The sequence below is a fragment of the Shewanella sp. 5S214 genome (assembly GCF_041439795.1).
In the GTDB taxonomy this organism is placed as follows: domain Bacteria; phylum Pseudomonadota; class Gammaproteobacteria; order Enterobacterales; family Shewanellaceae; genus Shewanella; species Shewanella vesiculosa.
Genome location: NZ_JBGOOV010000032.1, coordinates 18,896 through 45,391 on the forward strand (window position 1 = coordinate 18,896; position 26,496 = coordinate 45,391).

Genomic DNA, 26,496 nt, shown 5'->3' on the forward strand with positions numbered 1-26,496 from the left:
GAGTTAATCCTTTAACAATGTCACTTTGGTCGGTTTAAGCTCTAGTACTTCGATACCTTGTGCTGTAACACACCAAAAAATATCTAAATCGTACAATGCAACTTGATATAGTTTGGGATCGTCTTTGGCTTTTTTATACGCGGGCCTAGGGTCTTGGGACAATACACCTTCAATAAGCGCGGCAAGATCTTGATATTGTTGTTGTTGGCTATAAAGATTAATTTGTTGAGTGGCTAGGGCTGTATAAGTCAGTGGAACCAAGATAGGTGCATCTTGCGCAATGCCACCTTTTGCATCAGTAATTGCATCGGAAAACGGAACATAGGGCTTAATATCAACAATTGGCGTACCGTCTAATAAATCCATACCCGATATCACCAAACACACTTTACCTTTACGTTGAACCACCCCGTGTAGCTTTACCACTGATTGGCCAATACCATTGGGGCGAAATGTAGATCGTGTGGCAAACACGCCTAGTTTTTCATTACCGCCTAGTCGAGGAGGGCGCACTGTGGTTTTCCAACCTTGGGCTAAATTCTCATGAAAACTGAATAGTAACCATAAGTGTGAATATTGCTCTATGCCTCTAACTGCATCAAGATGATTAAAATCAGGTTCAAACTCAATATAACCGACAGCATTGACTAGTCCCGGTTGACGCGGAATACCAAACTTTTGTTTATAGGGGGTTCTGCATATTGCAACTGCATTTAATTGGCTACTAAACGGCACGCTAGATTGGTTATTAATAGGAGCTGTTTGGCTGTGTTGATCGTTGCCTTGTGTCATGCGGTACCTGAATTAAACAGAAAATAGGAAATGAAAAATCAAATATAAAAAATATTGATGAGTGTGATATGAGCACTCATCATCTATAGGCTGCGAATATACTCTATTGAGTTATTATTTTTTTGCAGCTGTTTTAATCGCTTGGCCAACGCAAAGCGCTCGACTAAAACAACTATTGTCAGCTTCAGTAATCATAAAGCAGCTTTTAACGACAAAACCATTTGCGCCTATGTCTGCTGCAGCTCTTCTGGCATTAGTGCGAGCAACTGACATTTGTGGTGGTGCATCCTGTTTGGTTTCCTGGCAGGCTTCACCTTCAATTAAACCTAATATTTCAAATGTCCCTTTGGGTTGCTCATTACCTTCATATAACTGCACATCACCGACTTTAAAATAATCATTGATAGCTTTACTGTCTAAATTACTTTTGAACGTGTAATCACTGGCACAAGCACTCAATAATAGTGCTATGCCTGAGATTATAAATGCATATTTAAGAGAAAACGTCATGGCCGTAACCTTATTATTAATGGGTAATAGATCTGCAACAGTTAGTTTACCCTGTCTTATGGCGATGATAAAGCAATCAAATGCCACAAAAAAAGAGCTTACCTAAGTAAGCTCTTTTTTATTTTAAAGAATTAACCGTGAGATTATTCTTTAGTTAAAATATTTATTCCATGCCTGGAATTAAAAATTCGCTCATGTTTTTGCCGCTATCAACTTGTTGTTTGAATACGGTTGGCATACGACCTTGACCTGTCCATTGAATTAATTCACCGTCAATGGTGATTTGATATTTTGGCGGACGTGGTGCACGCTTTTTGGTTGATGTTTTAGCAGAGGCTGTGACTTCACCTAAATCTTCGATTGATAAACCACTGTTTTCAATTTGAGCAAGAATTTCAGCAATACGAGCATTACGCTCTGCATTGGCTTCAAGTTCTAATTTTTCTTCTTCTTCACGTTCAGTAATGATCTTTTCTAATTTTGCCGCGGTTTCGCGTAAATCATCAAGAGACAATTCTTTTACTGCAGCTTTAAAACGACGGCCGTGGGTTAGTATGTCTAAAAAATCACTCATTTTGTGTAGTTTCCTAATGATTTATTTATAAAATAAAAAGTTATCAAAGATGTTTTTTAATGTTTCAGGTAAATTTCAGTGCATCATTTGGTTTGTTGTGGTCTTTATTATTAATATAAATAACATTAACTCACTGATTATTACCAAGACAGCTTAATTAATACTGAATATAACTGTAATAATAGAAACTATTTGTCATTGAATCAAATTAAATCATCTAAATATTGAATAAATTTTAATTAATCACTTGTATCAAATAATTAATGTTCCACAGTTTGTTTTGTTTGATTGCCACCACAATCATAAAAAAAATATAAACAGTCGTTTGACTTTGATTGACGTTAACGTTAACAGGACGTAAAGTTAGCCTATCTTGCATTGGCAAACGCCAGTGTGTTGTCCACATACATTGAAGGTGTAGAAGGAAAACCTATGAAAATATTGGTGCCTGTTAAACGCGTAGTTGATGCCAATGTAAAGGTCAGGGTAAAAGCTGACAACACAAGTGTTGATACGACGAACCTTAAAATGGCGTTAAACCCATTTTGCGAAATAGCAGTTGAAGAAGCAGTTCGCTTGAAAGAAGCTGGCGTAGCCACTGAAGTTATCGTGGTGAGTGTTGGCGCAAAAGCAGTGCAGGAGCAATTAAGAACTGCAATGGCATTAGGTGCTGATAGAGCCATTCATATTGAAACTGATGAAGAATTGGTGCCACTATCAATTGCGAAACTGTTAAAAGCTGTGCAAGAAAAAGAACAAGCGCAGTTAATTATTTTTGGTAAGCAGTCTATTGACGGCGATAACAACCAAACTGGACAAATGTTAGCGGCACTAACTGATATGCCACAAGCGACATTTGCATCAGAAGTAAAAGTTGATGGTGATATGATCACCGTTACTCGTGAAATAGATGGCGGACTGCAAACCCTGAAAATGCCTTTACCTGCCATTGTCACGGTTGATTTACGTTTGAACGAACCTCGCTATGCTTCATTACCCAATATTATGAAAGCTAAACGCAAGCCATTAGACATTATGACTGTGGCTGATTTAGGTGTGAGCTTGAAAACACATCAAACAGTGATCAGCGTAACACCTCCGGTTGAGCGTAAAGCTGGCATTATGGTGTCTTCTGTTGAGGCGTTAGTCGATAAGTTAAAAAATGAAGCGAAGGTGATCTAACATGACCATTTTAGTATTAGCAGAACACGATAATGTGAGTTTGAAAACTGACACGGCCAAAGTCGTTAGCGCAGCTGCCGCCATTGGCGGTGATATTCATATACTGGTCGCGGGTGTTGATTGTTCTGCTGCGGTAACGGCAGCACAACACTTAGCCGGTGTGAGTAAAGTATTAGTTGCTGATGCAACTCAATATGGTGCTCAATTAGCGGAAAACGTTTCTAAGTTGGTCGTTGAGATTGCGGCTGATTACGAACATATCTTGGCTGCAGCAACCAGTATTGGTAAAGATACATTACCTCGTGTCGCAGCATTGTTAGATGTTTCTCAAATTTCAGAAGTCATTGAAGTGGTCAGTAGTGACACTTTTGTGCGTCCTATTTATGCCGGTAATGCGCTATCGACAGTGCAGAGTTTAGATGCGAAGAAAGTCATGACTGTGCGTTCTAGTGCATTTGATGCTGTCGCGACAACGGGCAATGCTGAAGTGGTTAACCTAAGTCAAGCTATTGATGCTCGCACTGAATTCGTGTCTCAGTCGTTAACTGAATCAGCCCGTCCAGAGCTAGGTAATGCAGGCATTATTGTCTCTGGTGGCCGCGGCATGGGGAGTGGTGAAAACTTTGCTATTTTAGAGCAACTAGCCGATAAGCTTGGCGCAGCAGTAGGTGCATCTCGTGCCGCAGTGGATGCTGGCTTTGTGCCTAACGATTTACAAGTGGGACAAACAGGTAAGATTGTTGCCCCTGATCTGTATATTGCTGTGGGCATTTCGGGTGCGATTCAACATCTTGCCGGAATGAAAGACTCTAAGGTGATTGTGGCTATTAACAAAGATCCTGAAGCGCCTATTTTCCAGGTGGCAGATTACGGTTTAGTCGCGGACTTATTTGAAGCCGTTCCTGCATTAAATAATCTGCTTTAATGGCTTATTATTGACCCAAATTGAGTCATTAGCTTGTTTAACGTGTCGTTATACTAGCCAATCGTTCAGATTAAAAGGTTTCTACTTGGTAAAGTAGGAACCTTTTTTATTGATATTTTTTATCATATGGATGTTTTTATGAGCAAAGGTGTCAGTCGGGTTATCTAGTTGCCGTTTTTGTATTCAGTGCGATAGTGTGCATTTGAATTAGAAACGTTAAACTAATGCTATTAAATTGTGGCTATAGTTAATAATATTGTTATTTGTGCTGTAGTTTAAGACTTTTTTGCTGGTATAGAGCGTGTGGTTTATGATTGTATGTGCGCGCTGTTTGTAATGGGCTATTTATGATTACAAATACAAAAGTAGAGGTGCATTGCATAATAGTCAGGTTGAATTGGGTGATGCCAATAATTCAACCTAAAAGGATGCAATGCCGAAATAAGTGAGGTGATCGCCCTCATTTGTTGGGCCAGTTCTCGAAAGGGGCTGTACTGTCATAGTGTTTTTATCTATGTGATAAAAATAATGATATTCATATTAAATGGATATTTCTGTGGAGTGCTACTAGATAAGTGAATCCATATACTTTCTGTGTATGGCGAGTCTTATTTCTAGTTTTTCTCTATTCGTATCCAACGAAGAAATAATTAAATTATGATAATAAGTTATGCCGATTCGGCACTTTCTGTTTTGCCACCACTTTTGGCAATTACACTGGCTATTTTAACCCGTAAGGTATTGCTGTCTTTGGGGTTAGGTATTATTTTTGGTGCCTTATTGCTGACCGATTTTTCATTGGTTGGTAGCAGCGAATATATTTTAAGTACAGCGAGTCAGCTCGTTTGGAAAGATGCTGCACTGAATAGTTGGAACGTATATATCTTAGGTTTTTTGGTTGTGCTGGGCATGATAACCGCATTGATCACCGTTAGTGGTTCTGCTCGTGCTTTTGCTGATTGGGCCAAACTGCGCATTCGTAATAAGCGCGATGCTAAGTTAATGACCATTTTTTTAGGCTGTGTAGTCTTTATTGATGACTACTTCAATAGTTTAGTCGTAGGTTCTATTTCAAGGCCTATCACGGACAGATACCATATTTCACGCGCAAAACTTGCCTATATTTTAGATTCTACCGCGGCACCGATTTGCGTTATTTCCCCGGTATCGAGCTGGGGAGCCTATATTATTGCGCTTATTGGCGGCATTTTAACTGCACATGGTTTTGCTGACTCAGGTCATTTAAGTGTCTTTATACAGATGATCCCGATGAACTTTTATGCGGTGTTCTCATTATTATTACTAGTGTGTGTGGCGACGTTCAGTTTAAACATAGGACCAATGCGTCAGCATGAATTAAATGCACTTCGTGGTGAGTTGTATGATGAATCAAAAGGCCAACCACCGGGAGCGGTTACTGATTTACCTGAAGCTGACACCGGTAAAGTGATTGGTTTATTTTTACCGATTGCGATATTAGTATTTGCGACCCTTTATTTTATGGTCTCTAGTGGGGCAGAAGCATTAGCGGCTAAAGAGCAGATGTTTAGTGTACTAGGTGCATTTGAAAATACTGATGTGAGTTCATCATTGTTTTTTGGTTCTATCGTCGGTTTGATTGCGACAGTGTTGTTGGCATTTCAACAGAAAGTAGAGCTGTCTATGTTGCTCAAAGGCATGTCTGTTGGTGCTCGTTCAATGTTACCCGCTATTTATATTTTATTGTTCGCTTGGACGATATCAAGTGTCATTGCTCAGCTTGAAACCGGTAAGTTCATGGCCAGTTTAGCAACTGATAATATTCCGTTTGCGCTATTGCCTGCCATGTTATTTCTATTGGCTGGGATAACCGCATTTTCAACGGGAACGAGTTGGGGAACCTTTGGTATTATGTTGCCTATAGCGGCCGATATGGCGATGGGGAGTGATAGCACCATGATGCTACCTATGCTAGCAGCTGTGCTTTCTGGTGCCGTATTTGGTGACCATTGCTCACCTATTTCCGATACCACTATTTTGTCATCAACGGGGGCGAGCTGCCATCATATCGATCATGTGGTGACCCAGCTTCCTTATGCACTTATCGCTGCATTGATTAGTTTCGTCGGTTATATTGTGCTTGGGTTTACTGGCTCGTTAATGGCTGGATTGATTTGTTGTAGTGTGTTGTTTTTTATCAGTATCCTAGTATTGTACTTTTGGGCAAAAAAGTAATGCTACATCCTGATACTTATGAGTAATAAGCCGATTGATTAAGCTTTGAAAAATGCCGTATTCATAACGAATACGGCATTTTTGTTTGTTGTTGCTAAGTTAAAAAAGGTAATATGGACGGTACTGACTGTCTAACCATTAGGACGCTATATTTTGGCGCAACTGTACTTTTATTATTCGGCGATGAATGCCGGTAAATCAACTTCGTTACTGCAGTCTTCTTATAATTATCGTGAGCGCGGTATGCATACCTTAGTGATGACAGCATCAATAGATAATCGATATGGTATTGGCAAAGTATCTTCGCGTATTGGGATTGAAACAGATGCCCAGGTGTTTGGTAGTACTGACAATTTAATTGAGCTGATTTCGACATCCAATGACGAGCAAAAAATTCACTGCGTGCTGATTGATGAGTGTCAGTTTTTAAGTAAAGAGCAGGTTAGGCAGATAACCTATGTTGTCGATAATCTCGATATTCCCGTATTATGTTATGGATTACGTAATGATTTTCAGGGTGAGTTGTTTTCAGGTAGCCATTACTTGCTCGCTTGGGCAGATAAGCTCGTTGAATTAAAAACCATTTGTCATTGTGGCCGTAAAGCCAATATGGTGGTTCGCCTTGATCATGAAGGTAATCCTATGCGCGAAGGTGAACAAGTGGAGATTGGCGGTAACGAGAGTTACGAGTCGGTTTGTCGTAAGCATTTTCGCGAGTTTTTGTGGGATTAGTTGGCCATTAAAGACGTATTAGAATTACGTTAGCGACCGCTGCAGAATAAACAAAGCCGCTTAAATTAACATTGAAGCGGCTTTGTTATTTGTGTTTTAGTTACTAATGTTTTAGTTGCTTATGTTGAGATTAAAAGTCAGCTGCTGCGAAATTGACAATGTCAGCACTGCTAGCTTCAATTTGTTTGCGTAAGCTGCGAGTTTGGCTGCCCCAATAGCTCATGAAGAATTTTGCCGTATTAAGTTTAGCTTGATAAAACTCACTTTCTTCAGTACCAGCTTCTAATGCTGCCAATGATGTTGCCGCCACACGGGTCCACATCCAAGCCAGAGCGGTAATGCCAAAGAGTTGCATATATGGCATTGATGCTGCGCCAATAAGGTCTGGGTTTTTACTGGCCGATTGAACAATAAAACCAGTGGCTTTTTCAAGATCGCCCGCAGCGTCCATTAACCCTGCAAGATAGGGCTTCATGGCTTCGTTGCTGGAATTATCTTGAATTAACTGTTTTACCATGCCTGACCATAACGTCAATGCTGCACCTTTGTCGCTCAGTAATTTACGGCCTACTAAATCCAAAGCCTGAACGCCATTTGTGCCTTCATAAATCATTGCGATACGAATATCACGCACATACTGCTCCATACCCCATTCATTAATATAGCCATGACCGCCATAAACTTGCTGCGCATCTACGCATGCCTTAAAGCCTTGGTCGGTAACGAAACCTTTAACAATCGGTGTAAATAAAGCTGCCAGGGCATTTGCTTGTTTGGCTTTTTCCGGGTCAGTATGACGTTCTACTTGGTCAAGCCATAATGCCTGTTGGCCCATTAACGCACGTGTTCCTTCATTGAAAGACTTTTGCGATAACAGCATACGTCTTATGTCACCATGGACTAATAATGAGTCTGCGGCTTGTTCAGGCTGTTTAACACCACTTAATGCACGACCTTGAATGCGCTCTTTGGCATAAACAAGTGCATTTTGGTAAGCAATATCAGATACGCCTAAACCCTGAATACCGACACCCAGGCGTGCTTGGTTCATCATGGTGAACATGGCTTTTAAGCCCTGATGTGGTGCACCAACTAATTCGCCAATTGCGCCATCAAAATGCATGACACAAGTTGAGTTACCGTGAATGCCCATTTTGTGTTCCAGACCCGTCGCACTCAGCGTATTGGCGTCACCTAAACTGCCGTCGGCATTGACTAAAAATTTCGGTACCGCAAATAATGAAATGCCTTTAACACCTTCTGGTGCATCGGGTAGGCGTGCTAATACTAAGTGAATAATATTATCAGCAAGATCGTGATCACCAGATGAAATAAAGATTTTCTCGCCGCTAATGGCAAACAGCTCATCTCCGGCAGGAATAGCTTTAGTGCGCAATAACGCTAAATCGGTACCAGCATGCGATTCAGTTAAGTTCATGGTTCCAGTCCATTCACCACTGACCAGTTTAGCTAAATACTTTTGTTTTAGTGCATCGCTGCCATGGACATGAATAGCAGAATAAGCGCCATGGGTTAACCCAGGATACATAGCAAAAGCCATGTTGGTCGCGGTTTTCATTTCGGTGGCAAAGGTACCAATTACTTCTGGCAGGCCTTGGCCGCCAAATTCAGGATCGCAGGTTAGTGTGGCCCAGCCATCTTCGACATACTGCTTGTAAGCTTGCTTAAACCCAGAAGGGGTGATGACTTTACCGTCAACCAATTTACAACCTTCCAAGTCACCGCTTGCATTGAGTGGCAACATGATGTCGGTAGTAAAGTCGGCGACACCTTGTAAAATCGCATCAGTTAAATCTGCATCTAATTCATCAAAACCACGTAAGTCAGTTTGTTGATAGACATTAAGCAGTTCAGACAGAATGAATTGATAATCACGCAGGGGAGCTTGGTAAATTGGCATAAGGTCATTCCTTGGTTATGGGGTCGTTAAGTTTGGTCGCGGCAACAAGGTATTGTCTTGTTACTGGTCCAATCAGATTATGTTAGTTCAGCTAACATAACCAATTTCGAGTAAAAACTCAGTATTATTTTTACGTAAGCGTAAACTTATTTTGGTGCGTGAAATGTACCGATTTATTTACTCTTCAATATCCGAGTGACTTATTTGTTGTAATACCGTCTTCAGGCTTGGAAAGATCAATAAGTGCTCGCGAAACGATTATCTGAAATGCACATGAATACATAATGGCAACTCTCCGGTCTATAAAGGTTAATACATAAAAATAATCCATAAATAGGGCGCGTTATGAAATTTGTTTGGTCGGTAGTCAGTATATCTGCATTGCTATTATTGTCTTTTATATCCCAAAGCACAGCCGATGCTGCTGCGAAAGTGGATGAGTCCGTTGCTACTAATTTTGAATTAATGACCTCTGATGGCCAATCATTTACTCTGCATGATTACGCCGGTAAACCGGTTATTTTGCATTTTTGGGCTACCTGGTGTCCATATTGTAAAAAGCTGCAACCCGGTTTAGAAAAACTACGACTTAACTACCAACACACTGACTTGCAAATGATTGGTATTAGTTTTAGCGAAGATGCTGGCGCCAATCCAGGGCAGAGTTTGCTCGATCGAGGTATAAAAATGACCACGCTGGTTTTAGGTGATGAGGTTGCTAATTTGTATGGCATAACAGGTACCCCAACAACAGTGTTTATTGACCGAAGTGGCCACATTGCATGGATGAGCAATACGTCTGATCCTGACGACCCTAATTTGGACAAAGCGATACAGTTTTTATTAAAATAGCCATGATGAAAAGCCGATTGTTGTTTGCTCATCTATGATAGGTCATTGAGCTGATTATATTTATTCGGCTTGTTTACTTGAGGTATATTTTAAAAGAAGCGGCCCTATCAGGGTCGTTAGGGCGATAACCATGACTAATATGGCAAACTCTTTGGCTTGAATGACGTCAAGTTGGCGTCCCATCTCTGCAAATACTAATCCTACTTCACCTCTGGGTACCATTGCTGAACCCACAATCATTTTTTCGTGCCAGTTTGAGCTGGCCAACAATCCGGCCATGAATTTACTTGCTACGGCGATAAAAGTTAACCAAGCGAGTAATAGTAAGCCCATGAAGCTCATATCAAGTTGACTTAGATCCAGGCTGATGCCGACATAAACGAAAAAAATGGGGCTAAAGAGCTGTACTAGCGGCTTTGCTGATTGTTCCAGTTTGTGGGTATAGCTAAAGGGGTTTTTAAGGTATTGATTAAATGGCGAGGTAAATTGTCGTGACAAGCCCATTCCGACGGCAAAGCCACCTAAAATAGCCGGGGTACCAAACCAATGAGCTAACCAGGCAAATAAGCAAATCATTGCCGTGACAACAAACACTTCATAGCCGGGAATGCGTGTTTTAAGGTGAAGCCAGCGGGTTAAATAAATTATCACTCTAACCAGTGGCGGGCTGAAAATGATAAAGCAGGCAATCATGATAAATAATACTAAGGTTGAGCTTACGGCTAATTCTCCAGATGAGGCGAAATTAAACAACACGCTCAGTAGTATCACGCCAACGATATCATCGATAACCGCAGCCCCTAGAATAATTTGCCCAGCCGCACTTTGAGTTTGATTATTGAGTGCTAAAACTCGCATTGAAATACCAATGCTGGTGGCCGTTAATGCGCAACCAAAAAATAATGCTGTAAAAGGAGGTAGAGAAAGCCAATACAGGCTGGTTAATCCTGTGAAGAGTAAGGGTATTGCAATGCCTAACAATGCAACACTTACGGCTTTAGTACCAGAATGGGCAAGCTTTTTGATAGAGGTTTCACAGCCAATATCAAATAATAAAAAAATCACCCCCAGTTCTGCGATGATGGCTAATGTACTATGAGGTACAACCCAATTGAGTAGTGACGGGCCAATTAACATCCCCGCAGTGACTTCACCCACTACGCTGGGAAATCCTAATCGGTCACTAAGCTCACCTAACAATCTGCCCACAACAAGAATGAGAAAAAGTGACATTACAAAGCTGTTTATTGCCATTTATCCTCCTTCAGGTTAGGCAATATGTTATTGATTTGTGTGAACCCAATAAAGTTGATGTTGATCAATTTTAGTTGCGATACTTAAGCACAAACTTACGCTATTAGCTAAGCTAAAGATAGTTACTAGCTCACGTTTACTGAGTTTCTAATCGCAGAATACAAGGCAATGTTTGATAAGTATAATCTTAATATTTACATATGCTTGTCACGGTGTGAATATAGAAAAGATCTGAAATAAGGAGGTTTATATGAACAAAATGTTTGTTATCGCACAAATGGAACAAGCGCATATTGATGCAGTCGCGATAGGATTATCATTAGCCAAGCAGATGAACAAGCAGGCTGAAGTTTTTGCTTATACTTACGCCTATTTAAGTGGCACAGACAGTGATCAACCACGACTTGCTGGAGTGGTGCAAAAGCAGTTAATGCAACAACAAGAAGCGCAACTTCAGCAGCACTTAGATTCGCTTGATGCCGAGGATGTGCCGTTACATGTGATATGGAGTAAGTATCTTTTTGAACATGCTTGTCATCACTCTGCTCGCCATAGCTTTGATCTTATGGTTAAAGCTGTCCATCATTCTGATCATTATCTGCCCACTGATTGGCAGTTAATTCGCCATACCAAAATCCCACTATTACTCCTTACAAACAACCCACTTAATACCGGTAACACCACGCTAATTTCAATCGATTTAGGTACTGAAAATCCGACAAAGCAACGGCTTAATGACGCCGTTATTGCTAATGGCCTGCAGCTTGCTAAAGCGACTGGAACACAGTTGCATGTGGCTTATGTGTTACGAATTCCGCAAATTGTTCGCGACATGGATTTGCTCGACATTAATGCTTTAGTTAAAAAAGCGTATGCAGAACATCAGCAAAAAATTGCTGACATAGGAGTTGACGCTGATTGTATGCATATTATCTCAGGTGAGCCTGAACTGTGTCTGTTTGAACTGGCATGTCGGTTAAAAAGCCAATATTTTGTGATTGGTGCGCGGCAACGGCAAGGATTACTAGGGCGCATTATTGGTAATACAGCGGAATCTATTTTGAGCCGGATGCGCAGTAATGTGTTGGTGATCCCAGCAGAAGATTAAATCGACAATATCACGACTCATAGCGTCGCCATTTAAGCCTATTTCATCGTTGAAAAATGCTCATTTAAACCATAAAACTGCGCATTTTTTCCTTGAACTCAGCATAAATGGCTTAGCCTGTGCATTTACATTTTGATATTCACATCTCAAAGTAGAAAAGGGGCTGAGTCGCTACAGTAGTCATATTAGATAAAAGTATAAAAAAGCCCGCATCATTAAGTTAAATTGGCGGGCTTGGTTGATCTTAACTGTTTAATAGAGATTAAAAGGTCATTTCCGGTACGTGGTCTGGTACCACTAACTTACCTGCTGTTTTAGCAACAATTTCATCAACCGTCACACCGGGCGCGCGTTCAAGTAAATGAAACGCACCATCTTTAATTTCGATAAAGGCTAAATCTGTCATCACCCGTTTAATACAGCCATAGCCCGTTAATGGTAACTCGCAGGTTGATAATAGTTTCGAGTTGCCGTATTTGTCCGCATGCATCATGGTGACAATAATATTGTCGGCGCCCGCGACTAAATCCATGGCGCCGCCCATACCTTTAATCAGTTTGCCTGGGATCATCCATGAGGCGATAGAGCCGTTAACATCCACTTCAAATGCGCCCAGTACCGTGAGGTCGACATGGCCGCCACGGATCATGGCAAAGCTTTCTGCTGATGAAAAGAATGACGCGCCTGCAACCGCGGTTACCGTTTGCTTGCCAGCGTTGATAAGATCGGCATCGATGTTGTCTTCGGTAGGAAATTCGCCCATACCCAGTAAACCATTTTCAGATTGCAACATTACTTGTATGCCGTGTGGGATATAGTTAGCGACTAGGGTAGGGATACCGATACCTAGGTTAACATAAAAGCCATCTTGTAATTCTTTTGCTACGCGCTGGGCGAGTTGTTCTCTGGTCAGTGCCATGGTGTTGTCTCCCTTATTTCGCAGCTTTGACGGTACGTTGCTCGATACGTTTTTCAAAGCTAGCTTTGATCACGCGATCGACATAAATACCCGGTGTATGAATATGGTCTGGATCGAGTTCACCAGGTGCAACAATTTCTTCGGCTTCAACTACGGTAATTTTACCTGCGGTGGCCATCATCGGATTAAAGTTTGCTGCGGTTTTGCGAAACACTAAGTTACCCATAGTGTCCGCTTTCCACGCGCGAATTAAAGCAAAGTCAGCGGTCAACGATTCTTCTAATACGTAGTGACGCCCTTTGATTTCACGGGTTTCTTTACCGTCGGCAATCGGCGTGCCGTAACCTGTGGCGGTAAAGAATGCCGGAATACCTGCACCGCCGGCACGGATTTTTTCAGCCAGTGTGCCTTGCGGGGTTAAGATAACGTTGAGCTCGCCGGATAACATTTGCTGTTCAAAGGTGGCGTTTTCTCCTACGTAAGAGGCAATCATGGTTGAAATTTGGTGCTGTTTCAGTAACAGTCCTAAGCCAAAGTTATCAACCCCAGCATTATTTGAAATGGCGGTTAAGCCTTTAACATCCATAGTCACCATATGATTAATTAGGCCTTCAGGAATGCCACACAATCCAAAGCCGCCGACCATAATGGTCATATCATCTTTCAGTCCTGCTAGCGCTTCTTCATAGCTGTGGACGACTTTATTGAAACCTGCCATCTTGTTGTCCTTATCGTTATATTTATATCAGTGGTTAGCGCTATACCGTGCTAACCATGTTGAGTATATGTGATTATGTTCTGATTGCATTTGCTACTTTGGACCCATTGCTGCGCCCCAATGCGCGGCTAATGGTATCGCCTGCGAGTGCAAGCTTGCTCAGATCTATGCCGGTATCTATGCCCATGCCATGGAGCATGTAGACCAGATCTTCTGTCGCTAAGTTACCCGATGCGCCCTTTGCGTAAGGGCAGCCACCAAGACCCGCAACCGATGCGTCAAATACGCTAACACCGGTTTCAAGGCAGGCAAGAATATTGGCCAGAGCTTGGCCATAAGTGTCATGAAAGTGCAGAGCTAATTTATCCACTGGCACGACATTCGCAACGGCTTCAACCATTTTTCGAGCATCATTTGGTGTGCCAACACCTATGGTGTCGCCAAGGGATATTTCGTAGCAACCCATCTGGTAAAGGATTTCAGATATTCTAGCGACTTCGCTGACGTTAATATTGCCTTCGTACGGGCAACCGAGTACACAAGATACATAACCACGCACGGCGATATTATGTTTTTTTGCTTCCTCGATTAACGGCATAAAGCGAGCAATTGACTCATCAATTGAGCAGTTAATATTTTTTTGACTAAAGCTTTCAGACGCTGCACCAAAAATAGCCACTTCATCTGCGCCAGCAGCAAGAGCCAGTTCAAAGCCTTTTAAATTGGGCGTCAAGGCACTGTAAACCACGCCAGGGTGACGATTAATTTGACCTCTAAGTTGATGAAACACGGCATCGGAATCGGCCATTTGTGGCACCCACTTAGGTGACACAAAGCTGCCTGCTTCAATTCGCTTAACACCTGCATCGGCCAGTTGTTCAATCAGTGTCAGTTTGTCTGCCGTTGTTACCGGCACTTCATTTTGCAAACCGTCACGGGCACCGACTTCAAAAATACTGACTTTAGTGGGCAACATTTACGCTTCCTCGACGTTGGTTTCAGTCACTAATGGCTCAACATTTAATAGTTGAGCGCCATCGCTGACAAGTTCACCGCTTTGGAAATAAAACTCACTGACTACACCATCAAACGGTGCTTCAATGGTGTATTCCATTTTCATCGCTTCCATCACCAGTAAACCTTGACCCGCTTTAACTTCATCACCTACTTCCACTAAATGCGTCACTACGGTGCCATTCATGGGGGCTTTGAGCTTATCGGCATGGTTAACCACTTCGCCAGCGACTTGAGCCAATATCGCCTTAAAATGGTAACTGCCAGACGGCAAGAATAAAGTGAAATCATCGCCTTGATGGCTGACAGGGATTTTACTTTTATGACCGTTAATTTCGGCTAATAGTAAATCGGCTTTGAGTTCACCGGCTAACGTTAGTACTTGGTCGTGTAAACACAGTTGATACTGTTCGCCAATGGCGGTGAGTAATAAATCATGTTGCTGAACATCGGCTGCGGTATCAGTTAATAGCGATACGTGATGCACGCTAGAGCTGTTTAATCTAAAGCCGCTGACCAAGCCCCATGGAGAATAAGGATCGGCACTGTTGATTGCTAATGCTTTAGCCGCTTGCTTACGTGACAACACCTGAAAAAGCCCTGCTAGCGCTAAAGCTGTATCGGCTTCAACGGCCGCATCACCAATTAAGGTATCGCCATAACGTTCAATAAAGTCAGTACAGAAATCTGCAGCAGCAAACGCTGGGTGTTCGGCAATGTTAGCTAAAAATTCGATATTATGTTTAAGGCCACTAATTTGGTATGACTCTAGCGCATGCACTAAGCGTTGTAATGCGCGAGGGCGCGACTCATCCCACACAATCAATTTAGCAATCATTGGGTCATAAAAGTTACTGATAATATCGTTTTCACGAATGCCAGAATCAATACGCACGTGACGATTTTGCTCTGGTTCACGTAAAAAGTTGAGCTTACCACTGGCCGGTAAAAATTCGTTTTGTGGATCTTCAGCGTATATCCGCACTTCAAATGAATGACCATGAATGCGCACTTCATCTTGGCTCAGTGGCAATTCACCACCACTGGCGACCAAAAGCTGCCATTTAACCAAATCTTGGCCGGTGACCATTTCAGTTACTGGGTGTTCAACTTGGAGGCGAGTATTCATTTCCATGAAATAAAAGCTGTTGTCGGTATCCAGTAAAAACTCAACGGTACCAGCGCCGACATAATCAATCGCTTTGGCGGCTGCAACGGCAGCGTTACCCATCTGCGCACGTAACTCATCAGATAAACCTGGAGCAGGCGCTTCTTCAACCACTTTTTGATGGCGACGCTGAATAGAGCAATCACGATCTGACAAATAAATGGCATGGCCGTGGCTGTCAGCAAACACTTGCACTTCAACATGGCGCGGCTGACGTAAGTAGCGTTCCATCAAGAGTTTGTCATTGCCAAAAGACGAGATGGCTTCACGGCGCGCTGATTTAACGGCTTCTAGGATTTCACCGTCGTTCTCTACGATACGCATGCCTTTACCGCCGCCGCCATAAGCCGCTTTAATCAGTAACGGGAAGCCGATAGCTTTGGCCTGAGCAATTAATGTGGCATCAGTTTGATCGTCGCCGTGATAACCCGGTACGAGCGGCACATTGGCTTTAGACATGATGTTTTTGGCAGCACTTTTACTGCCCATGGCATCAATAGCGTCGCTACCTGGGCCAACAAAAGCGATGCCATTTTGTTCACATTTACGTGCAAACTCAGCATTTTCAGACAGAAAACCATATCCAGGATGAATGGCTTGTGCACCTGACTTTTTGGCTATCTCAATAATTAAATCGGCTTTTAAATACGAGTCAGCAGGAGCACTGCCGCCCAAATAAAACGACTCGTCTGCCATGGCAACATGACGGGCGTCTTTGTCAGCATCAGAATACAAAGCAATGGTGCGTACGCCCATGGTTTGTGCCGTTTTAATAATACGACATGCAATTTCACCACGGTTTGCTATCAGTAATTTGGTAAACATTATTGGGCTCCTTGTGGATCAGATTTGACGGTTTGCCATGCGGGGGCTCTTTTTTCAAAAAAGGCATTAAGGCCTTCTTGTCCTTCATCTGATACACGAATTCGAGCAATTTGCTCGCTGGTATAATTGAGCGTGGCGTCATCAATAACGCCATCTTCTAAACGCGATACTAAGGTTTTTACCCAAGCCATGCCCTGAGGGCTATTGGCATTAAATGCCGTGATAAAGGGCGCTGCGGCAGCATCTAGGTCATCGTTAATCTGGTGGATAACTTGATGGCTTAAGGCTACATCGGCACTAAAGCGCTCTGCCGTTAGCATAAAGCGACGCGATTGACGATTACCCATGGCGCGCACCACATAAGGACTGATTACTGCGGGGATAAGACCGAGCTTAACTTCGCTTAAACAGAAGCTGGCACCTGTTGTTGCAATGGCAATGTCGCAGCAACAAATTAATCCTAATGCACCGCCAAAGGCAGCACCTTGAACCAGAGCGATAGTGGGCTTTGGGAATTTGTCGAGTACATGCATTAATTTGGCAAGCTCGTGAGCGTCAGCAAGGTTCTGGCCAACGTCCATTTTTGCTTGTTTACGCATCCAATTAAGGTCTGCGCCGGCACTGAAGTTTTTGCCATTGGCACGTAAGATCAGCATGTTGCATTGGCTGTCATTAGCAAAGTTTTTGATGGCGTTGATCATTTCGCTGATCATCACCTCATCAAAGGCATTATGCACTTCAGCCCGGTTTAAGATCAGTTGGGCAACACCTTGTGATATCTCACATTCAATGTGTTTATATTGGCTCGTTAACATTGTTACTTACTCCTAGTCAGTTGAATTAGCCGCATCAATTACATGCGGAACACCCCAAAACGGGTATCTTCAATAGGAGCATTTAACGCCGCCGATAAGGCTAAGCCGACTACGTCACGGGTTTGCGCCGGATCAATAATGCCATCATCCCAAAGACGGGCGCTGGCATGATACGGGTGGCCTTCTTTTTCGTATTGTTCAACTATCGGTTTACGAAATGCTTGTTCATCTTCAGTAGACCATTCAATCCCTTTTCGGGCTAAACCATCGCGGCGCACTGTTGCTAACACGCCAGCAGCTTGTTCGCCGCCCATCACTGAAATCCGCGCGTTAGGCCACATCCACATCATGGTTGGTTCAAATGCGCGACCACACATGCCGTAATTACCTGCGCCATAACTGCCACCGATAATCACAGTAAATTTAGGTACATTGGCACAAGATACTGCGGTGACCATTTTGGCGCCGTGTTTGGCAATACCTTCGTGTTCGTACTTTTTTCCGACCATAAAGCCGGTGATATTTTGTAAGAATAATAATGGGATTTTGCGTTGGCAACACAGTTCGATAAAGTGAGCGCCTTTTTGCGCCGACTCAGAAAATAAAATACCGTTATTGGCTACAATCCCGACCGGATAACCATGAATGCGTGCGAAACCACACACTAAGGTTGCACCGTAATTGGCTTTAAATTCGTCAAAGTCAGAATCATCAACGATACGGGCAATCACTTCTTTAACGTCGAACGGCTTTTTAAGGTCAGTGCCGACAATGCCGTACAATTCGTGGATATCAAATTGTGGTGCTTTAACAGGACTTAATAGGCTTTTGATTTCTTTTTGATGATTCAAGCGCAATACAGCACGGCGAGCAAGTTCAAGTGCGTGGTCATCATTTTGCGCCAGGTGATCGGCAACACCGGATATTTTAGTGTGCACTTCTGCGCCGCCGAGCTCTTCTGCACTGACTTCTTCACCTGTTGCTGCTTTCACCAGTGGCGGACCTGCTAAAAAGATGGTGCCTTGATCTTTAACAATAATAGATTCATCTGCCATCGCAGGCACATACGCGCCGCCCGCGGTACATAAGCCCATTACCACAGCAATTTGAGGGATGCCCTTGGCCGACATTTGTGCTTGGTTATAGAAAATTCGGCCGAAATGATCGCGGTCTGGAAAGACTTCATCTTGGCGGGGTAAATTCGCGCCGCCAGAATCGACTAGGTAGATACACGGTAAATGGCAACGGCTAGCAATATCTTGAGCACGTAAGTGTTTCTTCACTGTGATCGGATAGTAGGTGCCGCCTTTTACGGTGGCATCGTTGGCGATGATCATGCATTCAACCCCACTCACGCGACCAATACCAGCAATCACACCTGCAGCAGGCACTTCTTCGTCATACACTTCATAAGCGGCAAATTGCGATAACTCTAAGAAGGGAGAACCTGGGTCAAGCAGCTTTTCGACACGCTGGCGAGGCAATAATTTACCGCGCGACAAATGACGTTCAAGGGCGACCGGGCCACCACCTTGTGCGATTTTTGCTAGTTTTTGTTGAAGATCATTGACTAATAACGCCATGCTGTCTGACTTGGCTTTAAATTCGTCACTGCGAGGATTGATGCGGCTGCTCAGTTGCGTCATTTCTATGTCCTTAATGAAGCAAAAATAGGGGCTTGATAAGGGCGACAAGATACGCTTGATATGTCGCCCTACTGGGGCAAGTGTTACTTACTTTGACTCGTTAAATAATTCGCGGCCAATTAACATGCGGCGAATTTCTGAGGTACCTGCACCAATTTCGTAAAGTTTGGCATCACGCAATAAACGGCCAGTGGCATACTCGTTGACATAACCATTGCCGCCGAGAAGCTGAATCGCGTCTAGGGCCATTTTAGTGGCAAGTTCTGCACTGTATAAAATGGCGCCTGCGGCATCTTTACGCGTGGTTTCACCGCGGTCACATGACTTGGCGACGCTGTAAACATAAGCGCGGGCGGCATTCATACCCGTGTACATGTCGGCTAACTTGCCTTGCACTAGTTGGAATTCACCGATCGATTTGCCAAATTGTTCACGCTCATGAATGTATGGCACCACTATGTCCATACAAGCCGACATAATGCCTAGTGGACCGCCAGCTAATACAACGCGCTCGTAGTCTAGGCCGCTCATAAGCACTTTTACGCCATTATTGAGGCCGCCTAAGATGTTTTCTTCAGGCACTTCACAGTCTTCAAACACCAATTCACAGGTGTTTGAACCGCGCATACCTAACTTGTCGAGTTTTTGGGCTTGGCTAAACCCTTTCGATCCACGTTCAACGATAAACGCGGTAATGCCATGTGCGCCTTTATTTAAATCAGTTTTAGCATAAATCACATAGGTGTGAGCATCTGGACCATTAGTGATCCACATTTTGTTGCCGTTCAAGATGTAGCGATCGCCTTCTTTACGAGCATGCAGTTTCATTGATACTACATCGGAACCGGCATTGGGTTCACTCATGGCTAAGGCACCAATGTGTTCGCCACTGACCAGTTTTGGTAAATATTTGGCTTTTTGAGCCTCATTACCATTACGGTTGATTTGGTTAACACACAAGTTTGAATGGGCACCATAACTGAGACCAATAGAGGCAGATGCTCGGGAAATTTCTTCCATTGCCACCACATGGGCAAGATAACCCATGTTGGCGCCGCCATATTGCTCATCAACGGTGACGCCAAGTAAGCCCATATCACCTAATACTGGCCATAATTGGTTAGGAAAGGCGTTGTCGATATCGACTTGGGCGGCCATTGGGGCAATCTCGTTAGCGGCAAAACCACGAACAGCGTCACGTAACATGTCTACATCTTCACCTAAACCGAAGTTTAAGCTGGTATATAAGTCGCTCATTTGTTTGTGTCCTGTTGAATTTTATTATGTGCTGCCAACGCTTTTTATGGGCGTTTTTGGCAGTTTTGTGTCAGTTTTGGCTTAATTGAGTAAGCCTTTTACAATTATTAGCTGTTATAAATTGATTATTTTATTTTTCTGGTCGCATTGTCAGTCAGTGCCGCTTTACATTGTTGCTCGGCAGAATTGAGCTCCATTAGCACCACTTTAATGTCATCCATTTGCTGTTGCAGAGCCGATTTTTTCTCATTGACTAAGTCAAGCATGGTGTTGAGTTGGGTAGAGCTGCTTTTATCGGCATCATAAAGTTCAAATAGACGGCGTGTTTCTGCTAATGAAAAGCCAAGGCGCTTGCCGCGTAAAATGAGTTTTAAACGCACGCGATCTTTGAGGCTGTATATGCGAGTTTGTCCGCGACGCTTAGGTTTGATCAATCCTTGGTCTTCGTAAAAACGAATACTGCGGGTGGTGATATCAAATTCTTTTGATAAGTCACTGATTGAATATGTTGATTGAGTGCTAGTGGTTGTGCTCATCATGTCACCAAAAGTGTTTCTTTTGATGCAAGATATATGAAGTTTACGTAAAGGTAAAGTTTGAGAGGTGGTTATTGGCTGCGTGCATGTTAATTTTGCTTGCCACTAGAATGTTATTATACCTTAACTGTTTGTTATATTTTGCAATTTATTACCATGGTTTTTTTACTGTTAACGATTAAATACTTAGTTGAATGCTATGGTTTTTTTGTTGGTTTTAGTGCTTCTTATCCCTTTGTCTAATAGGGGTATTTGATGAATTCTGTTCATAATCACTGCAATACAAGCTGATTAACGGAGAGCAATATGGCTGATTTAGGACTATCAATGCATGCACAATCGATAGCCGAGCCCGAAGTGTTTTGGCAACAAGCTGCACAGGCCATTAGTTGGGACCAAGTGCCAAAAACCGTCTTAGATGACAGTAACAAGCCTTTTTATCGATGGTTTGCCGATGGCAAAATGAATACCTGTTTTAATGCATTAGACCGCCATGTCATTGCTGGCAGAGGTGATCAAACGGCTATTCATTATATTAGCCCTGTAACCCATCACGAATATTCAGTGAGTTATCAATCAGTGTTGGCGCAGGTGAAACGGCTCGCTGGATTGATGATATCGTTAGGAGTTACCAAGGGCGATAGAGTCGTTATTTATATGCCGATGGTACCCGAAACGGCTTACGCCATGTTGGCGTGTGCAAGGATTGGCGCAATTCACTCAGTGGTGTTTGGTGGTTTTGCGGCCAATGAGCTTTCTACTCGAATCAATGATGCTAAACCGAAATTAATTCTCTCAGCTTCATGTGGTATTGAACCTTCTGGTGTAGTGCCATATAAACCTCTGCTAGACGACGCATTATCCCAAGCGACCCATCAAGTCGATCATTGTATTATTCTCAATCGCACCGAATACCAAGCTGAGCTAACTTCACCTCGAGACCTTGATTGGTACAATGCCCTAGTCGATGCGCCTGATGCTGAATGTGTATCATTGGATGCAACCGACCCTTTATATGTGCTTTATACATCAGGTACTACAGGTCAGCCTAAAGGTGTGGTGCGTGATAACGGCGGTCATGCAGTTGCTTTAGCATGGTCGATGAAACATATTTATGACATTGGTATTGGCGATGTGTTTTGGGCGGCATCAGATGTTGGCTGGGTAGTAGGGCACTCGTACATCGTTTACGGGCCATTATTAGTAGGTGCGACAACCATAATGTACGAAGGGAAACCGATAGGCACCCCTGATGCTGGCGCTTTTTGGCGGATAATTGAACAGAAGCAAGTTCGCAGCTTTTTTACTGCGCCAACGGCCATTCGTGCTATTAAACGGGAAGATCCTCAAGGCGACTTTATCAAGCAATTTGATTTAAGCTGCCTTAAGCAAATGTACTTGGCCGGTGAGCGCTGTGATCCAGATACCCTAAATTGGAGTCAGCAGCATTTAGGTAAGCCAGTGGTTGATCATTGGTGGCAAACAGAAACCGGTTGGCCTGTGGCAGCTAACTTAATGGGCACAGATCCAATTGAAATTAAAGCTGGTTCTCCTGCGCGCGCGGTACCTGGGTATCAAGTGGAAATCCTCGATGCTATGGGACAACAAGTGGCGCCCAATGAAAGCGGTAACGTGGTGATAAAGCAACCGTTACCTCCAGGCACACTAACGACTTTGTGGCAAAACGATAAACGCTATATCGACAGTTACTTGTCTATGTATCCAGGGTATTACTTGACTGGTGATGCAGGATATATCGATGAGGATGGCTACTTATATATTATGAGCCGCATTGACGACATTATTAATGTCGCCGGACATCGTTTATCCACAGGCCGATTTGAAGAAGTCTTATGCCAGCACGATGCGGTTGCTGAGGCAGCGGTAATTGGTGTGCAAGATAAACTAAAAGGCCAAGTGCCGCTTGGATTAGTTGTACTTAAAAATGGCGTTACTATGTCTGATGAGGCTCTTTATAAAGAGTTACTGGCACTAGTACGTCATGAAATTGGCCCCGTAGCTTCCTTTAGGCTTGTGAGTGCAGTACAAAAACTGCCAAAAACTCGCTCTGGGAAAATATTACGAGCCACCATGCGTAAAATTGCTGATAACAATGAATATACAGTTCCAGCAACCATTGAAGACCCGATGACGCTAGATATTATTCGCACAGCATTAACTAAGATGGGTTACGCGGATGCACTGGCTAAAGAATTAATTGTTTAGTGTGTAATCCTATGCCAATTAAAGTTAACCAATGACATTGTGTTGATGAAAGGTAACCTCAAAAAGCGAGCATAATTAGCTCGCCTTTTTATTTGCAGATAAATACTCGTGATAGTTTTGAAATCCAGTATTGCGATTATTATCTGCTATTACAGCAAACGCCAATTTAATATTAAGCTCACGCCAGCTTTGGGGCGATTTATCGATTAGGTGGTGAAAGCTGGACTATGTGTCATGCAGAGGGGCAAACGCAAAGTGTAGACGTTATGTATCAATAAAAATAAGAGATAATGGGTCACTAAATTATCGCTTTATGTATGACATAACATAAGGTTTAACAGGTTGAAACTGCGAAGTTTCAACCTGTTATTTTGTCAATATCCTGTCTTGAAACAGGTTTATACTTTTAAGGTGAGACAGAATAGGTCGATTGCCATCTTTATAAGCTTAAAAATGTTGATATTTAATAAATTTTTGTTGATGGGTTAGTACTAGATTGAGAGGCATGTTTTTTATTAAGTTATTGTCTTTAATAATGAATAGCTACTTTAAATTTTATTAATATGTAGTATCCTGCTTTATTAGTACAGACGATAGCCATTTTGTGACTGTAATTTAGTTACAAGAATCGTTATAATTGCCACCCAAATGGATTCGCACTACGCGATTAATCTCTGTGACCTGTGGAAACATACACTATGAATAACCACACCCAACAATCTCACGTCGGCGTTATCGGCCTCGGTGTGATGGGCAAGAATCTCGCATTAAACATTGCTGACAATGGCTACCATGTCGCTGTTTTCGATTTAGATACTCCAAAAGTCAATGCTGCTGTGGCTCAAGAACAAAGTGAGCGCAAAGCAAATACCGCCCCCCGCATGTCCCCATGTAACAATCTTACAGAAATGCTGGCCAAATTAGTTGAACCTCGAGTGATCGTGTTATCTGTGCCTGCTGGCGCACCAGTTGATGGTGTGTGTAAATCGTTAATTGAAGCAGGTATTGAAGCTAACGACATTGTTATTGATACAGGCAATAGCTTGTGGACCGATACTGTTGATCGTGAAGCTCACTATAAAGGCCAGTTTATTTTCTTTAGCTCGGCGGTTTCTGGTGGTGAAGTGGGTGCACGTTTTGGACCATCGTTAATGCCAAGTGGTGACGAAAAGGCTTGGCATTATGTTGAGCCTATTTGGAAAGCTATTGCGGCTAAAGTTGATCCAGCAACAGGTTTACCGATTGAGCGTTTTGAGCCTGGTAATCCGGTCACTGAAGGTGAGCCGTGTACGACCTATATTGGTCCTGCGGGTTCTGGTCATTACGTTAAAATGGTTCATAACGGTATTGAATATGCAGATATGCAGCTTATTTGCGAAGCATATCAATTACTCAGTGACGGTTTAGGCCTATCTGCCAATGAAATCAGCACCATATTCAATGGTTGGAATAAAGGTATTCTTAACAGCTACCTTATGGGCATTAGTGCTGAAGTCTTGCAACAAGCCGATCCGTTAACGGGCAAACCTTTAGTTGAAATGATTTTGGATAAAGCGGGCCAAAAAGGCACTGGTTTATGGACGGCAGTGAGCAGCTTACAAATTGGTTGCCCGGCGCCAACAATTGCTGAAGCCGTTTATGCGCGTGCTGTGAGCACCCAGAAAAACTTGCGCATGCAGTTAAGCTCTAAGCTTGCTGGCCCCGCACCAATCAGCTTTAGTGAAGCTGACAAAGCTGAATTTATTGCTAATCTTGAAGATGCTTTATATTGCGCTAAAGTGTGCTGTTATGCTCAAGGCTTTCAACTGATGGCGATGGCAGCAAAAGAGCAAAGCTGGAGTTTAGATTTTGCTGAAATCGCAAAAATTTGGCGTGCAGGTTGCATTATTCGTGCGACTTTCTTGCAATCAATTACTCAGGCTTATCAAGAAGATGCAAATCTTGCAAACTTATTGATGGCTGATATCTTTAGCCAAACATTGTCGCAAAAACACCTTAACTGGCGTAAAACAGTTGCTGCATCAGTTATGCAAGGTATTCCTGCTCCCTGTATTAGTTCGGCTATTGCCTATTACGACAGTTATCGCTGTGAAATGCTACCCGCTAACTTGTTACAAGGTCAGCGTGACTTTTTTGGTTCGCATACTTTCGAGCGTACGGATAAGCCAGCAGGTGAGAAATATCATTTAGATTGGAGCGCTAAAGAGCGTACTTTATCAAAAGTATAATGGCTCTTAAGCTTAAAAAGGCGCCTCATTTACAATGAGGCGCCTTTTTATTTTTTAATAAATAGATTTATCGCAGTGAGTGAAAGAACAGAGTTAACTAAGCGAAAAATACAGGCCAACACTAAACAGTACACTGAAAATCATCGTTAATTTTGCTGTTTGCCCAAGTATTGGGTTTAATGCTTCACCGCTGTTGTTGTGAAATTCGCGGCTGAGATTACGCGCAATAATTAACGATGCTCCCGATAATAATACGGGTAAACCTTCGAAGGCTCCGAGTAAAAATCCGGCAATAATGATACCAAAGGGTAAGTAGACAAAGCTTTGATATAGTACTTTAGCTTGCGCTTCACCAATCCTCACTGCAAGCGTGTTTTTACCGGCTTTAGTATCAGTTGAAATATCTCTAGTATTATTGACCAGCATGATAGCCGCATTAAAAAAGCCAATGGCGCAACCGAGTAACCACGCGGTCATGGTGGTGGTTCCTGCTTGTAAATAGTAACTGCCAACAACGGCTACCAAACCGAAAAATACAAATGCAGCTATTTCACCTAATCCATGTGATGCCAGTGGGTAGGGGCCTCCGCTATAACATAACGCGCCTAAAATAGAGGCGACTGCGAGAATCGCAATAGGCCAGCCACCGTGCACTATCAATAACGAACCGACTAGTAATGATGTGATCAGGCAGCTAATCATGGCATTTCGAACTGATGAGGGGGCTAGAATACCACTTTGGGTGACTCTAATAGGACCGATACGTTCTTCAGTGTCTATACCATTTTTAAAGTCAAAGTAGTCGTTCGCGAGGTTAACTGAAATTTGTAATAATACCGCACATAACATTGATGTGAAGGCAATAAGTAAGCTAAATTGTTCGAGCCCAATCGCCAGCATGTTGCCAATTAATAATGGACCAATTGCCGCTGGTAGCGTACGAGGTCGGATAGCCATAAACCATGATTGCATTGAGCTAGGTTGCATAATATTGTGAGACGCAGTGTTGATTAGTCATGTCTAATAGCATATCAAATATTCATTTAGACTGCAGATATGAATATTTGCGTTGCATCACTA

The 26,496-nt window shown here is 42.8% G+C and carries 22 protein-coding genes and 1 riboswitch; of the genes, 8 read left to right on the top strand and 14 right to left on the bottom strand.

All coding sequences use genetic code 11. The features are described 5' to 3' along the window. Window positions 1-3: 3 nt before the first annotated feature. The 3 genes from tsaA to ACED29_RS18030 all read right to left on the bottom strand — a co-directional run bounded on the left by tsaA (window position 4) and on the right by ACED29_RS18030 (window position 1,876). Window positions 4-792, bottom strand: a complete 789-nt coding sequence (gene tsaA / locus ACED29_RS18020) for a tRNA (N6-threonylcarbamoyladenosine(37)-N6)-methyltransferase TrmO (RefSeq protein ID WP_371698296.1) — start codon at window positions 790-792, stop codon at window positions 4-6. A gap of 114 nt (window positions 793-906) precedes the next feature. Then, complete coding sequence (rcsF, locus tag ACED29_RS18025) at window positions 907-1,302, bottom strand: Rcs stress response system protein RcsF (RefSeq protein WP_124017983.1); 396 nt, start codon at window positions 1,300-1,302, stop codon at window positions 907-909. A gap of 163 nt (window positions 1,303-1,465) precedes the next feature. Next, a complete protein-coding gene (locus tag ACED29_RS18030; protein ID WP_371698297.1) occupies window positions 1,466-1,876 on the bottom strand; it encodes an H-NS family nucleoid-associated regulatory protein in 411 nt (136 codons plus the stop codon). 432 nt (window positions 1,877-2,308) lie between these two features. Here ACED29_RS18030 and ACED29_RS18035 point away from each other — a divergent pair, with 432 nt between their 5' ends. The 4 genes from ACED29_RS18035 to ACED29_RS18050 all read left to right on the top strand — a co-directional run bounded on the left by ACED29_RS18035 (window position 2,309) and on the right by ACED29_RS18050 (window position 6,929). Continuing rightward, window positions 2,309-3,058 (top strand): electron transfer flavoprotein subunit beta/FixA family protein, encoded by a 750-nt coding sequence (locus ACED29_RS18035; protein WP_124017985.1) that lies wholly within the window; start codon window positions 2,309-2,311, stop codon window positions 3,056-3,058. Window position 3,059: 1 nt separating this feature from the next. Continuing rightward, window positions 3,060-3,983, top strand: a complete 924-nt coding sequence (locus ACED29_RS18040; RefSeq protein ID WP_124017986.1) for an electron transfer flavoprotein subunit alpha/FixB family protein — start codon at window positions 3,060-3,062, stop codon at window positions 3,981-3,983. A gap of 358 nt (window positions 3,984-4,341) precedes the next feature. After that, a riboswitch (Lysine riboswitch) is annotated at window positions 4,342-4,558 on the top strand. A gap of 82 nt (window positions 4,559-4,640) precedes the next feature. After that, window positions 4,641-6,197, top strand: a complete 1,557-nt coding sequence (locus ACED29_RS18045) for a Na+/H+ antiporter NhaC family protein (protein WP_371698299.1) — start codon at window positions 4,641-4,643, stop codon at window positions 6,195-6,197. A 153-nt stretch (window positions 6,198-6,350) separates the two neighbouring features. Beyond that, window positions 6,351-6,929 carry a thymidine kinase gene (locus tag ACED29_RS18050; protein ID WP_124017988.1) on the top strand — a complete coding sequence of 193 codons (579 nt, stop codon included), beginning with the start codon at window positions 6,351-6,353 and terminating at the stop codon, window positions 6,927-6,929. A 130-nt stretch (window positions 6,930-7,059) separates the two neighbouring features. Here ACED29_RS18050 and ACED29_RS18055 read toward each other — a convergent pair whose 3' ends face one another. Further along, on the bottom strand, window positions 7,060-8,850 hold the full coding sequence (locus ACED29_RS18055) for an acyl-CoA dehydrogenase C-terminal domain-containing protein (RefSeq protein ID WP_124017989.1): 1,791 nt from the start codon (window positions 8,848-8,850) through the stop codon (window positions 7,060-7,062). 345 nt (window positions 8,851-9,195) lie between these two features. Between ACED29_RS18055 and ACED29_RS18060 the strand changes: the two genes are divergently transcribed. Further along, on the top strand, window positions 9,196-9,702 hold the full coding sequence (locus ACED29_RS18060; protein WP_182723270.1) for a TlpA family protein disulfide reductase: 507 nt from the start codon (window positions 9,196-9,198) through the stop codon (window positions 9,700-9,702). 60 nt (window positions 9,703-9,762) lie between these two features. Here the strand turns inward: ACED29_RS18060 and ACED29_RS18065 are convergent, their stop codons facing one another. Next, a complete protein-coding gene (locus ACED29_RS18065; RefSeq protein ID WP_273059884.1) occupies window positions 9,763-10,956 on the bottom strand; it encodes a cation:proton antiporter in 1,194 nt (397 codons plus the stop codon). A gap of 250 nt (window positions 10,957-11,206) precedes the next feature. On the opposite strand from ACED29_RS18065, the gene ACED29_RS18070 reads away from it, so the two are divergent. Continuing rightward, complete coding sequence (locus tag ACED29_RS18070) at window positions 11,207-12,064, top strand: universal stress protein (RefSeq protein ID WP_273059885.1); 858 nt, start codon at window positions 11,207-11,209, stop codon at window positions 12,062-12,064. A 262-nt stretch (window positions 12,065-12,326) separates the two neighbouring features. Here the strand turns inward: ACED29_RS18070 and ACED29_RS18075 are convergent, their stop codons facing one another. From ACED29_RS18075 to ACED29_RS18110, 8 genes are all read right to left on the bottom strand, one after another. After that, a complete protein-coding gene (locus tag ACED29_RS18075; RefSeq protein WP_124017993.1) occupies window positions 12,327-12,983 on the bottom strand; it encodes a 3-oxoacid CoA-transferase subunit B in 657 nt (218 codons plus the stop codon). A 13-nt stretch (window positions 12,984-12,996) separates the two neighbouring features. After that, window positions 12,997-13,701 (bottom strand): CoA transferase subunit A, encoded by a 705-nt coding sequence (locus ACED29_RS18080; protein ID WP_124017994.1) that lies wholly within the window; start codon window positions 13,699-13,701, stop codon window positions 12,997-12,999. Window positions 13,702-13,774: 73 nt separating this feature from the next. Next, window positions 13,775-14,677, bottom strand: coding sequence for a hydroxymethylglutaryl-CoA lyase (locus ACED29_RS18085; RefSeq protein WP_371698301.1), 903 nt, complete (start codon window positions 14,675-14,677; stop codon window positions 13,775-13,777). Beyond that, entirely contained in the window at window positions 14,678-16,708 is a 2,031-nt protein-coding gene (locus ACED29_RS18090; RefSeq protein WP_371698302.1) for an acetyl-CoA carboxylase biotin carboxylase subunit, read from the bottom strand. Then, window positions 16,708-17,523, bottom strand: a complete 816-nt coding sequence (locus ACED29_RS18095) for an enoyl-CoA hydratase-related protein (protein ID WP_182698096.1) — start codon at window positions 17,521-17,523, stop codon at window positions 16,708-16,710. Before ACED29_RS18095 ends, ACED29_RS18090 begins: the two co-directional genes overlap by 1 nt. A 38-nt stretch (window positions 17,524-17,561) precedes the next feature. Continuing rightward, window positions 17,562-19,169, bottom strand: coding sequence for a carboxyl transferase domain-containing protein (locus tag ACED29_RS18100; RefSeq protein ID WP_371698304.1), 1,608 nt, complete (start codon window positions 19,167-19,169; stop codon window positions 17,562-17,564). A gap of 87 nt (window positions 19,170-19,256) precedes the next feature. After that, entirely contained in the window at window positions 19,257-20,426 is a 1,170-nt protein-coding gene (locus ACED29_RS18105) for an isovaleryl-CoA dehydrogenase (protein ID WP_124017999.1), read from the bottom strand. A 125-nt stretch (window positions 20,427-20,551) separates the two neighbouring features. Further along, window positions 20,552-20,962, bottom strand: a complete 411-nt coding sequence (locus ACED29_RS18110; RefSeq protein WP_124018000.1) for a MerR family DNA-binding transcriptional regulator — start codon at window positions 20,960-20,962, stop codon at window positions 20,552-20,554. Between the two features lie 306 nt (window positions 20,963-21,268). Here ACED29_RS18110 and ACED29_RS18115 point away from each other — a divergent pair, with 306 nt between their 5' ends. After that, window positions 21,269-23,188 (top strand): propionyl-CoA synthetase, encoded by a 1,920-nt coding sequence (locus tag ACED29_RS18115; RefSeq protein WP_371698305.1) that lies wholly within the window; start codon window positions 21,269-21,271, stop codon window positions 23,186-23,188. A 698-nt stretch (window positions 23,189-23,886) separates the two neighbouring features. After that, complete coding sequence (gndA, locus tag ACED29_RS18120; protein ID WP_124018002.1) at window positions 23,887-25,416, top strand: NADP-dependent phosphogluconate dehydrogenase; 1,530 nt, start codon at window positions 23,887-23,889, stop codon at window positions 25,414-25,416. Between the two features lie 93 nt (window positions 25,417-25,509). On the opposite strand, the gene ACED29_RS18125 is transcribed toward gndA, so the two are convergent. Beyond that, the gene (locus ACED29_RS18125) at window positions 25,510-26,403 is read right to left on the bottom strand and encodes a 1,4-dihydroxy-2-naphthoate polyprenyltransferase (RefSeq protein WP_371698307.1); all 894 of its coding nucleotides are present in this window, start codon (window positions 26,401-26,403) and stop codon (window positions 25,510-25,512) included. Window positions 26,404-26,496 lie beyond the last annotated feature (93 nt).